The following is a 14,354-nucleotide window of genomic DNA, read 5'->3' as shown; positions in this document are numbered from 1 at the left end:
TATATACAAATTTAGTGAAGTCTTTTAATGCTAAACTAGAATGTACAATCTAATCCATTTTCAATAAATACTTGTCTATAATCTATTAAGTCTTCTTCATGTAATTGAGTAACATTTTGAAGGTCATATTTCTTATTTATTAGCTCATATTTTTTTTGTCCAAATTGATGAAATGGTAATAAATTAACTTTTTTTGCACCAATTGTTTTTAGTAAATCACAAAATCCTTGTGCATCTTCTAAGCTATTGTTGAAATTGGGGATTACAGGAATTCTTATAATAACATCTTTGCCTTTAAAAATAGCAGTTGCGAGATTTGCAATTATCTTATCATTGTATACTTTAGTTCCTTTGAAGTGTTTTTCTCTATCATAATGTTTCATATCGAATAATAACAAATCTACATTTTCAATAAATTCCTTGAAAATTTTATTAGAAGCATAACCTGTGGTTTCGCAAGCTATATGGATATTTTTTTCTTTTAGTTGTTTTAGAAGTTCAATAGCGAAAACATGTTGTTGTAATACTTCACCACCAGATAAAGTTACACCACCACCTGATTCTTCGTAAAATAATTCATCTTTTAAAACTTCTTTTAAAACTTCAGATATAGTATAATATTTTCCTTCGATAGTAAGTGCTTGTTTTGGACAACTTTTTATACATTCAAAGCAAGAAGTACATGAATGAGGATCTATTGTAATATGTTCTTCTTTTAAATAAATTGAATCATAATGACAAGTGTCTAAACAATGCAAACATTTTATGCATTTTGATTTGTCCCAAGTAATTTGAACATTACTATTTTGTGATTCAGGGTTAGAGCACCATGAACATTGAAGTGGACAGCCTTTAAAAAAAACTACAGTTCTAATTCCAGGACCATCATGTATACTATATTTTTGAATATTAAAAATGCATGCTTTCATATCGTGCATAAAAAAGACCTCCTTATTTATTTATATAAAATTCATATATATTTTAGTTACATTTTATACGTAAGAACTTTAATTAAGAGAATAATTACACTCTTAATTGAAAAAAAATATTTTAGTGAATGTAATTTTTAAGTTCATTCTATATTTTAATAATAACACAAAAATAATCTTTTGCAATAAAAATACTTATATTCAAAGAGAAAAGCAATTTCAAATGAAATTAAAACCTTGACTTTAAACAAAATAGTAATATAATCAAATTATAAGAGAAAGAAGTTTGGTTTCATTTGAAACTTGAAAATGCTTGTATCCCAAATTATATATAGGAGGAATAGTTATGAATTATTTTGGAAATCTTACTGACAGAATGAACAATTTTCGTGAGGAATTATTAAATGCAAAGCCTATGGTGTGTGTAGAAAGAGCTAAGTATACTACTGAAAGCTACAGGGAACATGCTGATAAACCGATGGTATTACGTAGAGCATTATGTTTAGAAAATATCTTGAAAAATATGAGCATTTTTATTGAAGACGAAACTCTAATTGTAGGGAATCAAGCTTCATCAAATCGTTCAGCACCTATTTTTCCTGAATATGCAATGGATTGGGTTATAGATGAACTGGATGAATTTGAAAAACGTGATGGTGATATATTTTATATCACTGAAGAAAGTAAAGAATATTTAAGGAAAATTGCACCATTTTGGGAACACAAAACATTGAAAGATAGAGGACTTGCAGGAATGCCTACTCAAAGTAAGATTTTTTATGATTTAGGTATCATAAGAGCAGAAGGTAATATTACTTCAGGGGATGCTCATATAGCAGTAAATTATGAAACTGTATTAAAGTTTGGATTAATTAACTATAAAGAAAGAACAGAAAAGAAATTAAAAGAATTAGATCTTACTGATTATAGAAATTTAAACAAATCATATTTTTATAGAGCAATTTTAATTGTACTTGATGCAGTCGTAGCTTTTGCAAAACGTTATGCAGATTTAGCATTAGAATTATCAGAAAAAGAATCTAATGCTTCTAGAAGAGCAGAATTATTAGAAATTTCAAGAATATTAAATAAAGTTCCATATTATCCAGCAGAAACTTTCCAAGAAGCAGTACAATCAATGTGGATAATTCACTTAGTGCTGCAAATTGAATCAAACGGACATTCACTTTCTTATGGGAGAATGGATCAATATTTAAATTCTTTTTATGAAAAAGATTTAGAAATTGGAAAGATTACTGAAGAGGGTGTTACTGAAATACTAACGAATCTATGGCTTAAGACATTTACTATAAATAAAATAAGAAGCTGGTCACATACACGTTTTAGTGCAGGTAGTCCATTATATCAAAATGTTACAGTAGGTGGGCAAACTGTTGATAAGAAGGATGCAGTAAATCCATTAACTTATTTAATTTTAAAGAGTGTTGCACAAACAAAATTACCACAACCTAACTTGACAGTACGTTATCACAAAGGATTATCTGACGATTTTATGAAGGAATGTATTGAAGTAGTAAGATTAGGATTTGGTATGCCAGCATTTAATAGTGATGAAGTTATAATCCCATCATTTATAGAAAAAGGTGTAGATGAAAAAGATGCATATAATTATAGCGCAATTGGATGCGTTGAAGTTGCTGTTCCTGGGAAATGGGGTTATAGATGTACTGGTATGAGTTTCTTGAACTTTCCTAAATCTTTATTAATTGCATTAAATAATGGAGTTGATATTCAATCAGGAACTAAGCTTTGTGAAGGAATAGGACATTTTAAAGATATGACGACCTTTGATGAAGTTATGAAAGCTTGGGATAAGATTATCCGTGAATTTACAAGACAGAGTGTAATTATGGATAGTTGTGCAGACTTGGCAATAGAAGAACTTACAGCAGATGTACTATGTTCAGCTTTAACTGACGATTGTATTGAAAGAGGCTTAAACTTAAAAGAAGGTGGAGCCGTATATGACTTTATAAGTGACGTTCAAGGAGGGATTGCTAACCTTGGAGATTCTCTTGCAGCAATTAAAAAATGTGTTTTTGAAGATGAGAGTATTACTCCAGCACAATTATGGGATACTTTAATTAATAATTTTGAAGGAGAAGAAGGTAAAAAGATTCAAGATATATTAATTAATGATGCACCTAAATATGGAAATGATGATGACTATATAGATTTATTATTAAAAGATGCGTATGACATCTATATTGATGAAATGAAGAAATACAAAAATACTAGATATGGTAGAGGGCCAATTGGGGGATGTTATTATGCAGGAACATCTTCAATTTCAGCTAATGTACCACAAGGAGCTGGAACTATAGCAACTCCAGATGGAAGAAAAGCAGGAGAGCCTTTAGCAGAAGGGTGTTCACCATCTCATGCAATGGATAAAAATGGTCCTACAGCAGTATTTAAATCAGTTTCAAAATTACCAACACATGATATTACTGGTGGAGTATTATTGAATCAAAAAGTTACACCTCAAATGTTATCTAAAGAAAGTGATAGAGAAAAGTTAATTTCATTAATCAGAACTTTCTTTAATCGTTTAGAAGGTTTCCATGTACAATATAATGTAGTATCAAGAGATACCTTACTTGATGCACAAAAGCATCCAGAAGATTACAGAGACTTAATTGTTAGAGTTGCAGGATATAGTGCTTTCTTTAATGTATTATCAAAGCAAACTCAAGACGATATAATTGAAAGAACAGAACAAGTTTTATAGAAAAAGAGTTCCCCAAGTGAAATTTCCATTGGGAAAACTAAAATATATATAATAAGGAGAGAAATAAAATGGAATATATGTTTGATACAGCTAATATTGAAGCAATTGAGGAAGGTATTAAAATTTTTCCGATAACTGGTGTTACAAGTAATCCAAGTATAATAAAGAAAGAAGGAAAAATTGATTTCTTTAATCATTTTAGAAAAATTCGTGAAATAATAGGAAGCGATAAAACTCTTCATATTCAAGTTGTTGCACAAGGATTATTAGCTATAGAAGCAGGGGCAGATTTTATAGCACCATATTTTAACCGTATGGAAAATATGAGTATTGATCCGCGTCTAGTTATAAAAACTTTTGCAGATATAATTGAAAAATATAACTATCCAACCAAAATACTTGCAGCAAGTTTTAAAAATATAGGTCAAGTAAATGATTCGTTTGCTTTTGGAGCACAAACTGCAACAATGGCACCTGAAATCTTATTAGATGCATTAAAAATGCCAGCAATTCAAAAAGCAGTTGATGATTTTACAACTGATTGGAAAACTATATATGGAGATGTTTCTATCGTTGATTTAGTATAATAATATTCAATAAAGGTATAAGGCACAATCAAAAAAATAACAAGTCCACTTGCCAGCATATTTTCCATCATGCTGCGTCGGTAAATTGACCTAATAGGCTCGCTATGAGGTCAATTCGTCTCCTTGCCTGATAAAAAATATTCATGGCAACTTTGGACTTGTTATTTATTTTCATGTGCCTAATTACGTATTATACAGAGTTAATAGCAAAAGTCCCTCAAAATTTTATGTGAATTCTTGAGGGACTTTTTATGATAAACTAAAATATAAAATCAAAAGGGAAATAATTTTGAATGAAATTTAAATTTAGTTTTGTGTATTATATAAATATAATTAGATTATAAGAGAAAGTAGTTAGATTTCATTTGAAATGTATAATGTTTGTATGTAAAAATTATATATGTTATACTTTTTACATACTATTGATTTTTGATAAGGATGATGAAAAATGATAAGTAGACAGACAAAACTTTTACAATTAGTAAATGATAATAAACGTATTGAAGTTGCTAAGTTATCAGAAGCTTTAAGTGTATCACAGGTTACAATACGTAAGGATTTAAGTACTTTGGAAGAAAAAGGTCTTTTAAGGCGTGAACATGGATATGCAGTAATAAATTCTAGTGATGATATAAATAATAGATTATCTTTCAATTATGATATTAAGCGAAAGATTGCAAAGCAGGCTGCGGAATTAGTTTCAAATGGAGAAACTGTAATGATTGAATCAGGATCTTGTTGCGCATTACTTGCGTATGAAATTGCACATAACAAAAAGGATGTTACTATTATTACTAATTCAGCATTTATAGCATCATATATAAGAGAAGCTCCATTTGTAAATGTTGTGTTACTAGGTGGAGATTATCAACCAGAATCTCAAGTTTTAGTAGGACCTATTACTAGAAAATGTGCAAAAGATTTTTTTGTTGATAAACTATTTGTTGGTACAGATGGATTTACAATAAAGGGTGGGTTTACTGGTACAAATCACATGAGAACAGAAACAGTGAAGGCAATGGCGGAAAGTGCTAATAATGTAATAATTCTTACTGAATCTTCTAAGTTTTCAAAGCAAGGTGTTGTAGTACAATTTAAAGCGGATGAAGTTAACTATGTATTAACAGATGATAATATCCCAACAGAAACTAAGGAGATATTATTAAAACATAATGTTAATATACAAACAGTTTCAGTAGATTAAGTTATATAAAATAAAAGAGACTAGTAAGAATGAATATTAGCGTTCCAATATACAGAAGTTACTATATATATTTCAAAAGTAGATAATTTTGCGTGAAAACAAAATTATCTACTTTTGTTAGTTTTACAACATATCATTTTTCAATGATATTCTAAGAGCAGATGGGAATATCATTTATGGACTATGTAAAGGATAAATAAATTCTTAAATATACCCAATATATTATGTTGGGAAAAGGCATATAAATTGACTTGCTTAGTACACAAAGGTCAAAAGAAAAAATATGGAAAATATTATGTTATACATTTTATTAATGTTTCTATTATACTAGCTTAAATGGATGCTGATAAAAAAACAATTATAACAGGTTTAGTGATAGTATGATTTCAATTTGAGTAATTTTATTCATTCGTATCTAAATTTAACTTGGAGATTAATTTTTCAACTGTTTTTGCTGATATATAATCATCATCTTTTTTTATTAATACTTTGGAGCGGCACTTTGAACAATTTTTAATACAATCCTTTGTTTTAAATTCAATATGATTATCATTTAGAGCTTTAACTAATTCATCATAATTACATGTGTGTTTGCATACTTTGTATTTTGGCATATATACTCCTCCTTAAATATTCTTAATGTAAATTTATTTTAATTAAGTCTTTTAGCAAGTTTATACTTTTAATTATAAACTAAAAGATACAATCAAATCTATTAATATTTTTTAACATAATGATTATACAGAGAATATTATATAGAGAAATAATTTATTTGGGGTGAGTATTTATGTCTGGAGCTTTAATAATTATGCTTGCTGGAATCCGAATAATAAAAAGTATAGGAAGGGGAATGCTAAATAAAGTTAATGGTAATAAGCCGATAGATAAAGTAACAGGTATTGAGGCAATAGATAGAACAATTGAAATTGCTGGCTATGGTTATGATTCGGAACAAGATATTTTTTATTGTAATATGAATCCATGGCAAAGAAATATGGGATATAGTCGGTTGTATGATGAAGGATCTGCACCCTTTGGAATGATTGTAGATTGCGAACCAATTTATTTTGAATATGGAGGAAAATTGTGGCTTATTGAATTGTGGAAAGGCCAGTATGATTTGAACACTGGTTGTGAGGTAGGAGTGTATACAACAGAAGAGCCAATTCTAAGCATTCCAGGAATGTATAAATATATGTTCTATAATTGTGCAAGTAATGAAGATCGATTAACAATGTCTTTTACTTTGTACAAGAATGGTAAAAAACTTTTTAAAAGAGATGCTGAACACTGGTGGTTAGCAGGTTTTAAACTTGGTGAGTATTCAGAACCATCAGAATTAACCATGAAGTTAAATATTACTTTAAAAGATGATATTATGTGTAAGATATTTGTAGAAGCATTAGAAGCAGTAGGATATTTAGAGAAGGAAAAGGAATTGGAAATAGAGGGAACCTTTGAAGTAAATGGGGTTAATGTAGATTTAATTTTTGGCAAACCATATACAAAGCAGCCAATAACACGAACACCAGAAACTGATAGGATCATACAAATGAAAAATAAGATATTATGTGATAGATATAATGATGTTGCTAAAGTATATGATAATGTTACCGATAAAATAAATGCAATTCAAAAACTAGCCCCTGAGATATATGAAGAAATAATGGATAAAGCAAAACTAAGAAGTTATTTGAGAAGCATGAAAAATCCTGAAGATATTTAAATTAATTTCATTTTGGCAGGAAGTAAGTTCCTGCCTTTATAATTATTAAAAAAGTATCTTTATATAAAAATTTAATGATTGGAAATATATTGAAAGCTATTTGTATTTAAACCTCTAGATTTAATTGGAAAGCTTAATTTTTTATGTTAATACTTATAATAATTACAAAAATAAATTTAATTTAAAGATAATTTGGAAAACGGTATCAAGTTTTCATAACAACATTCGATAAAAAAGTACATGAATCTTTATAAAGTATTTTGATTAAGATGAAATATCATCTTATAAATATATTAATGAAATGGTTTAAAGATATATTCCAACTATTAAAAGGGGGACATAATATGTTTAAGAATTTAAAGTTAGGAACGAAAATAATTTCGTTGCTTATAGTACTTGTTATATTATCTGTGTCAGTGATAGGAATAGTATCGACAAATTCCCAAGTATCTGTAATTAATGACAATCTAATTTATACTACAAAGGAATTATCAATAGGATTGAGTCAAGAAATAAATGGATTTATAACTGAACATACTTCTGTATTAGAGGGCATAGCATCTTCTAGTGATTTACGATTATACAATAATCAAGATCAAAAAGCACTTCTAAAAGAAATTAATAAGAAGCATTCAGATTTTGCAATAATATTTGTGACAGATATTAAAGGGCAACAAGTGGCTAGATCTGATGATAAAAATCAGTTTGATGATATGTCTGATCGAGATTATTTTAAGGTAGTATCTACAAATAAAAAAACAGTGGTTAGTGATGTTTTAATTTCAAAGACAACAGGAAAGCCAGCAGTAGTTATTGCTGTGCCTATTTTTAATATTCAAGGTGAATTCCAAGGGATTTTAGGTGCAACCTTGGATTTATCTATAATAGAAGAAATGAGAAGTAAAATTACTCTTGGAGAAACAGGTTATGCTTTTATAACTGATTCAAAAGGAGAAATTTTAGCACATTCTGATGCAACCATGGTTGAAGAAAGAACAAATGTTTCAGATATACCTGTTGTAAAAAAAGCTTTAGCTGGTGAAGTTGGTGCAGAAGCATATGAGTATAACGGTGAAAAGACTTTTGCTAGTTATACAGTGGTTCCAACAACTGGTTGGGCAGTTATAGTTAGACAAACTTATGATGATGCATTTTCTTCTGTTTCTAAAACTCAAATAAAGATGGTTAGTATAGCAGTAGTAATTTTAATTGTTACTATTATAATAGGAGTTATATTATCTAAAAGTATGATTAAACCACTACTAGTTTTAAAAGAAGCAGCTAAACAATTAGCACAAGGTAATTTAGCTTATGATTTCAAGGTTAACACAGGTGATGAAATAGGAGAATTATCTGATTCATTTATAGAGATGAGAGAAAGTTTAAAAACTTTGGTTAAACAAATTTCCTCAGCATCAGATAATGTAACCATATCTTCAAAGGATGTATTAGATGCTTCTAAACAAGCAGAAATTGTAGCTAGTCAAATTGCTGAAGCTACTAGTCAATTAGCATTAGGAAGTGATGAACAAGCTAAAAGTGTTGAAAATACATTTGGATCAATTAATAAAATTGTTCAATCCATTGATGAAATTGCTGCAAATAGTGTTAAATCCTTTGACTCTTCCTCTAAAGCCGAACAATTAGTTAAGAATGGTGTAGAAATTGTAAAGACACAAGATACAAAGATGGAGGAAAGTACCAATGCAGTTGGACAAGTATCTGAAGTTATTTTTGCATTAAATAATAAAACTATTCAGATTGGACAGATTATAGAAGTTATTGAAAGTGTGGCAGAACAAACTAATTTATTAGCATTGAATGCAGCTATAGAAGCTGCAAGAGCTGGAGAACAAGGAAGAGGTTTTGCAGTTGTTGCTGATGAAGTTAAAAAACTTGCTGAAGAATCACAAGAGTCCATTGGAAAAATTCAAACAATTATTAAGGATATTAAAGATACAACAAATACAGCTGTAGATAGTGTAAAATACGCTACAGATGCAATAAGTCAGCAAAACGAAGCAGTAAAAAATACTTCTAATATTTTCAAAAGTATTTTAGAAGTAGTAGACGTGATTACAAGTGAAATACAAGAAATTTCAAAGTCTGCTGATGGGGTAAAAGATGCAGGCGAAAATATTCAACAAGATATGGAAAGAATTTTAGCTGTATCTGAAGAAACAGCTGCAAGTACAGAAGAGGTAACAGCTTCTACAGAAGAGCAAACAACTTATAGTGAAAATATTGTGAGCGAAGTTGAAAAATTAAATACATTGGCAGAAGAGTTAAAAACTTATACAAGAAAATTTAGGTTATAATATATAAAAAAGAGGATTCATTTAATTATAATGGACCCTCTTTTTTGTACTATAATCATTTATTCCTAGACAATTTTAATAAATGATACAAAAAATTATAAGTGTCTTAAATATAATCTTTAATATAATAAAATTATATTAAAGATTATATTCAGTTGACTATAGGAAATATTTTTTTCAATACTACAATTAGATAAAAAATGAAATAAAAATAAATAAATTCTCTAATGGGTATTTAGAACAAACAACAATATTCGATAAAAAAGTATGGGAATTATTATAAAACTGTATATATCTCCTGCAGCAATGTGAGAAAATGTCGAATAAGATGGTGCTCGTTATGTTGATTAATTGAATTATGATAAAATATGATCTTAAAATACATTATGAAATTATCCGGAGTATATACAAAAATTATACAAGGAGGACATACATGTTTAAAAATTTAAAATTAGGAACAAAAATAATTTCTTTGCTTATAGTACTGGTTATATTATCAGTATCAGTAATAGGGGTATTGTCTACAAATGCTCAGGTCTCTACAATTAATGATAACCTAATGTATACTACAAAAGAATTATCAATAGGATTAAGTCAGCAAATAGATGGGTTCATAACTGAACATACTTCTGTATTGGAGGGTATAGCATCTGCTAATGACGTAAGATTATATAATAATCAAGATCAAAAGTCTCTTTTACAAGAAATTAATAAGAAACATTCAGATTTTGCACTTATCTTTGCAACAGATATTACAGGACAACAAGTGGCTAGATCAGATGGTAAAAACCAATTTGATAATAATTCTGATCGTGACTATTTTAAGGCAGTAAATTCACAGAAAAAAACAATTATTAGTGATGTTTTAATTTCAAAGGCAACAGGAAAGCCAGCAGTCGTTATTGCTGTTCCTATTTTTGGTGCTCAAGGTGAATTTCAAGGAATCTTAGGAGGAACTTTAGATTTATCTATAATAGAAGAAATGAGAAGTAAAATTACTCTTGGAGAAACAGGTTATGCTTTTATAACTGATTCAAAGGGGCAAATTTTAGCACATCCTGATACTAAAATGGTTGAAGAACGAAGCAATGTTTCAGATGTAGAAGTTGTTAAAAAAGCTTTAACTGGAGAGTCTGGTGCAGAAGCATATGAGTATAACGGTGAAAAGACTTTTGGTAGTTATACAGTGGTTCCTAGTACTGGTTGGCCAATTGTAGTCAGACAAACTTATGATGATGCTTTTTCTTCTATTTCTAAAACTCAAATAAAGATGGTTAGCATAGCAGTGGTAATTTTAGTGGTTACTATTATAATAGGAGTTATTTTATCTAAGAGTATGATAAAACCATTATTGGTTTTAAAAGAAGCAGCTAAACAATTAGCTCAAGGTAATCTATCTTATGACTTCAAAATTAACACAGGCGATGAGATAGGAGAATTATCTGATTCATTTATAGAGATGAGAGAAAGTTTAAAAATATTAGTTCAACAAATTACATCAGCATCAGAGGAGGTAACAACATCTTCAAAGGATGTATTAGATGCTTCTAAGCAAGCAGAGATTGTAGCTAGTCAAATTGCTGAAGCTACTAGTCAATTAGCATTGGGAAGTGACGAACAAGCTAAGAGTGTTGAAAATACATTTGGGTCAATTAACAGAATTATTCAAGCGATTGATGAAATTGCTGCCAATAGTACTAGATCATTTGATTCTTCTTCTAAAGCGGAACAATTAGTTAAGAATGGTGTAGAAATTGTGAAGACACAAGATACAAAGATGGAGGAAAGTACTAACGCAGTTGGACAAGTATCTGAGGCTGTTTTTGCATTAAATAATAAAACTATTCAGATTGGACAAATTATCGAAGTTATTGAAAGTGTAGCAGAACAAACTAATTTATTAGCATTAAATGCAGCTATAGAAGCTGCAAGAGCTGGAGAACAAGGAAGAGGTTTCTCCGTTGTTGCTGATGAAGTTAGAAAACTTGCTGAAGAATCACAAGAATCTATTGGAAAAATCCAAATAATTATTAAGGATATTAAAGATACTACTAATACAGCTGTAGATAGTGTAAAATACGCAACAGAGGCTATAAGTCAGCAAAATGAAGCAGTACAAAATACTTCTAAAATCTTTAAAAACATTTTAGAAGTAGTAGATGTTATAACAAATGAAATCCAAGAAATTTCAAAGTCTGCTGAAGGTGTAAAAGATGCAGGAGAAAATATTCAACAAGATATGGAAAGAATTTTAGCTGTATCTGAAGAAACAGCGGCAAGTACCGAAGAAGTAACAGCATCTACAGAAGAGCAAACAACTTATAGTGAAAATATTGTGAGAGAAGTTGAAAAATTAAATACATTGGCAGAAGAATTAAAAACTTATACTAAAAAGTTTAGAGTATAATATATATCTTAAAAAGGGAATTCCGTTAGATCAGAATTCTCTTTTTATTGACATAATAATAGTGCTATGATAACCTTATCAAAAGAGATAAAATATTAAATATTTGGATTGTTACTGGTTAAGCAGGCGATACCTAAGTTACTACGGATGAATATTCATTTAAGTTGCTTAGGTTTTTTTATTAATAAAAAATGCTATACAATATATTTAAAAATGAAAGGAGAAATATAAATGGTAAAGAATTTTCCGAATGGATTTTTATGGGGAGGCGCAGTAGCTGCTAACCAATGTGAAGGCGCATATAATGAGGATGGTAAAGGGTTGTCAACACAAGACATTGCACCAAGAGGTATTATGGGACCAATTACAGAAGAACCAACAGAAGATAACATGAAATTAATAGGTATTGATTTTTATCACAGATATAAAGAAGATGTTAAGTTATTTGCAGAAATGGGATTTAAGACATTTAGAACATCTATCGCATGGTCTAGAATATTCCCAAATGGTGATGATAAGGAACCAAATGAGAAAGGCTTACAATTCTATGATGATTTATTTGATGAATGTTTAAAATATGGAATAGAGCCACTTGTTACAATCTCACATTATGAAACACCACTTGCTCTTTCTAAAAATTACGATGGGTGGGTAAATCGTAAGCTAGTAGGATTCTTTGAAAATTATGTAAGAGTAATTTTTAATAGATATAAAGATAAGGTAAAATATTGGCTTACATTTAATGAAATAAATTCAGTATTACATGCACCTTATATGAGTGGTGGTATTTTTACTGATAAGGAAAAGTTATCAAAACAAGATTTATATCAAGCAATCCATAATGAATTAGTAGCAAGTGCTACAGCTGTTAAAATTGGTCATGAAATTATGCCAAATGCAAAGATAGGTTGTATGATTCTTGGTGTTCCTAATTATCCATTAACGTCTCATCCAAGTGATGTGCTTGAAGCAATGAAGCAAGATAGAGAAAACTTGTATTTTGCAGATGTTCACGTAAGAGGATCATATCCTAAGTATATGGATAGATATTTTAAAGAAAATAATATAAATATTAATATGGAACCTGGTGATGAAGAAGTTCTTAAGAATACAGTGGACTTCATTTCATTTAGTTATTACATGAGTTCTTGTGCAACAGCAGATGAAGAAAAGAAAAAAGGTGGAGCAGGCAACATTATTTCAGGTGTTCCTAATCCATATCTTGAAGCTTCAGATTGGGGATGGCAAATAGATCCTCAAGGATTACGTTATATGCTTAATCTTTTATATGATCGTTATCAAAAGCCTTTATTCATTGTTGAAAATGGATTGGGTGCAAAAGATGAATTAATAATAGATGAGAATGGTAATAAAACTGTAATTGATGACTATAGAATTAAGTATTTAAATGATCATTTAGTTCAAGTGGGTGAAGCAATAGAGGATGGAGTAGATGTTATGGGTTATACTACATGGGGATGTATTGATCTTGTTAGTGCATCAACTGCTGAACTTAGAAAACGCTATGGTTTTATTTATGTAGATCGTAATGATGATGGAAGTGGAACTTTAGAAAGATATAAGAAAAAAAGCTTTAACTGGTATAAAGAAGTAATTGCAACTAATGGGGAAAGCTTAGTATAATAAGAACATTTATATTAGATTTATATTATTATACATATTACCTTGTGGAAAACTTATTCAATAATAATTTTAATAATCCGTTTTTCAATCATGCTTGAAAGTTTGTTTGAAACAGCGGATTATTTTTATTTTTTGGACATGTAAAGTATTGTTGATACTAAGAATTGTAAGAATAAATACATATTATCAATAAAAATATATTGTTTTTCGATAAAAAACTATTGAAATACAGAATAGATAATACTATAATAATGAAGAGGTGAGAAAATATGAATTTAAAAACAGATTCTTTAAGTAAAGTTTTATATGCAATTATTTTATTTGGACTTATTTCCTTAACAGGAGTTATTATTGCGCTTCCTTGGGTAATGCCAGCTATATTTAAAGATAGTACTTTCTATTCTATGGTAAATCATAATGTACTACTTATATTGTTATATGTAACTGGTATACCAACTTGGATAATCTTATGGATGACTAAAAGATTATCAGAAAATATTATAAAACGCGAACCATTTTCAGAAAGTAGCAGTTTTAGTTTAAAAGGTATTAGTATTTGTGCAATTATTGTTTTTATATGTTATTTGTATACATGTATATTTTTGAGTGCAACCCTTGGAACTATAGTTATTACAATAGGAGCATTTATGGTTTCTCTTATTTCAGCTATTATTTATAGGCTTGTGCAAGTAGCCATAGAAATACAGAATGAAAATGAATTAACTATATAGATGGTTTCGAAAATAGATATCATCAATGGAATGAATAATGAAATAAGTAAATTCAA

The 14,354-nt window shown here is 29.1% G+C and carries 10 protein-coding genes; 8 read left to right on the top strand and 2 right to left on the bottom strand.

Annotated features, from left to right (window positions below; all coding sequences use genetic code 11):
- Window positions 1-35: 35 nt before the first annotated feature.
- Window positions 36-938 (bottom strand): glycyl-radical enzyme activating protein, encoded by a 903-nt coding sequence (locus psyc5s11_RS27205; RefSeq protein WP_224035555.1) that lies wholly within the window; start codon window positions 936-938, stop codon window positions 36-38.
- A gap of 337 nt (window positions 939-1,275) precedes the next feature.
- On the opposite strand from psyc5s11_RS27205, the gene psyc5s11_RS27200 reads away from it, so the two are divergent.
- From psyc5s11_RS27200 to psyc5s11_RS27190, 3 genes are all read left to right on the top strand, one after another.
- Window positions 1,276-3,681: a glycyl radical protein gene (locus psyc5s11_RS27200; protein WP_224035554.1), complete on the top strand. Its 2,406-nt coding sequence runs from the start codon at window positions 1,276-1,278 to the stop codon at window positions 3,679-3,681.
- A 68-nt stretch (window positions 3,682-3,749) separates the two neighbouring features.
- Window positions 3,750-4,268, top strand: a complete 519-nt coding sequence (locus psyc5s11_RS27195) for a transaldolase family protein (RefSeq protein ID WP_224035553.1) — start codon at window positions 3,750-3,752, stop codon at window positions 4,266-4,268.
- 448 nt (window positions 4,269-4,716) lie between these two features.
- On the top strand, window positions 4,717-5,472 hold the full coding sequence (locus psyc5s11_RS27190) for a DeoR/GlpR family DNA-binding transcription regulator (protein ID WP_224035552.1): 756 nt from the start codon (window positions 4,717-4,719) through the stop codon (window positions 5,470-5,472).
- 401 nt (window positions 5,473-5,873) lie between these two features.
- Here the strand turns inward: psyc5s11_RS27190 and psyc5s11_RS27185 are convergent, their stop codons facing one another.
- A complete protein-coding gene (locus psyc5s11_RS27185) occupies window positions 5,874-6,086 on the bottom strand; it encodes a hypothetical protein (RefSeq protein ID WP_224035551.1) in 213 nt (70 codons plus the stop codon).
- 173 nt (window positions 6,087-6,259) lie between these two features.
- Between psyc5s11_RS27185 and psyc5s11_RS27180 the strand changes: the two genes are divergently transcribed.
- The 5 genes from psyc5s11_RS27180 (at window position 6,260) to psyc5s11_RS27160 (ending at window position 14,298) form a co-directional block, all read left to right on the top strand.
- A complete protein-coding gene (locus tag psyc5s11_RS27180; protein WP_224035550.1) occupies window positions 6,260-7,198 on the top strand; it encodes a DUF4474 domain-containing protein in 939 nt (312 codons plus the stop codon).
- 344 nt (window positions 7,199-7,542) lie between these two features.
- The gene (locus psyc5s11_RS27175) at window positions 7,543-9,516 is read left to right on the top strand and encodes a methyl-accepting chemotaxis protein (protein WP_224035549.1); all 1,974 of its coding nucleotides are present in this window, start codon (window positions 7,543-7,545) and stop codon (window positions 9,514-9,516) included.
- Between the two features lie 433 nt (window positions 9,517-9,949).
- A complete protein-coding gene (locus psyc5s11_RS27170) occupies window positions 9,950-11,923 on the top strand; it encodes a methyl-accepting chemotaxis protein (protein ID WP_224035548.1) in 1,974 nt (657 codons plus the stop codon).
- Window positions 11,924-12,154: 231 nt separating this feature from the next.
- Window positions 12,155-13,567: a glycoside hydrolase family 1 protein gene (locus tag psyc5s11_RS27165; RefSeq protein ID WP_224035547.1), complete on the top strand. Its 1,413-nt coding sequence runs from the start codon at window positions 12,155-12,157 to the stop codon at window positions 13,565-13,567.
- A gap of 269 nt (window positions 13,568-13,836) precedes the next feature.
- Window positions 13,837-14,298, top strand: a complete 462-nt coding sequence (locus tag psyc5s11_RS27160; RefSeq protein ID WP_224035546.1) for a DUF2975 domain-containing protein — start codon at window positions 13,837-13,839, stop codon at window positions 14,296-14,298.
- Window positions 14,299-14,354: the final 56 nt, after the last annotated feature.

Source organism: Clostridium gelidum (assembly GCF_019977655.1).
GTDB lineage: Bacteria > Bacillota > Clostridia > Clostridiales > Clostridiaceae > Clostridium > Clostridium gelidum.
This window is presented reverse-complemented; position numbering and strand designations above follow the sequence as displayed.

Excerpts from the sequence above, each read along its gene's own strand:
- psyc5s11_RS27205 (WP_224035555.1), bottom strand. The coding sequence starts at position 938 with ATGCACGATATGAAAGCATGCATTTTTAATATTCAAAAATATAGTATA.
- psyc5s11_RS27200 (WP_224035554.1), top strand. The coding sequence starts at position 1,276 with ATGAATTATTTTGGAAATCTTACTGACAGAATGAACAATTTTCGTGAG.
- psyc5s11_RS27195 (WP_224035553.1), top strand. The coding sequence starts at position 3,750 with ATGGAATATATGTTTGATACAGCTAATATTGAAGCAATTGAGGAAGGT.
- psyc5s11_RS27190 (WP_224035552.1), top strand. The coding sequence starts at position 4,717 with ATGATAAGTAGACAGACAAAACTTTTACAATTAGTAAATGATAATAAA.
- psyc5s11_RS27185 (WP_224035551.1), bottom strand. The coding sequence starts at position 6,086 with ATGCCAAAATACAAAGTATGCAAACACACATGTAATTATGATGAATTA.
- psyc5s11_RS27180 (WP_224035550.1), top strand. The coding sequence starts at position 6,260 with ATGTCTGGAGCTTTAATAATTATGCTTGCTGGAATCCGAATAATAAAA.
- psyc5s11_RS27175 (WP_224035549.1), top strand. The coding sequence starts at position 7,543 with ATGTTTAAGAATTTAAAGTTAGGAACGAAAATAATTTCGTTGCTTATA.
- psyc5s11_RS27170 (WP_224035548.1), top strand. The coding sequence starts at position 9,950 with ATGTTTAAAAATTTAAAATTAGGAACAAAAATAATTTCTTTGCTTATA.
- psyc5s11_RS27165 (WP_224035547.1), top strand. The coding sequence starts at position 12,155 with ATGGTAAAGAATTTTCCGAATGGATTTTTATGGGGAGGCGCAGTAGCT.
- psyc5s11_RS27160 (WP_224035546.1), top strand. The coding sequence starts at position 13,837 with ATGAATTTAAAAACAGATTCTTTAAGTAAAGTTTTATATGCAATTATT.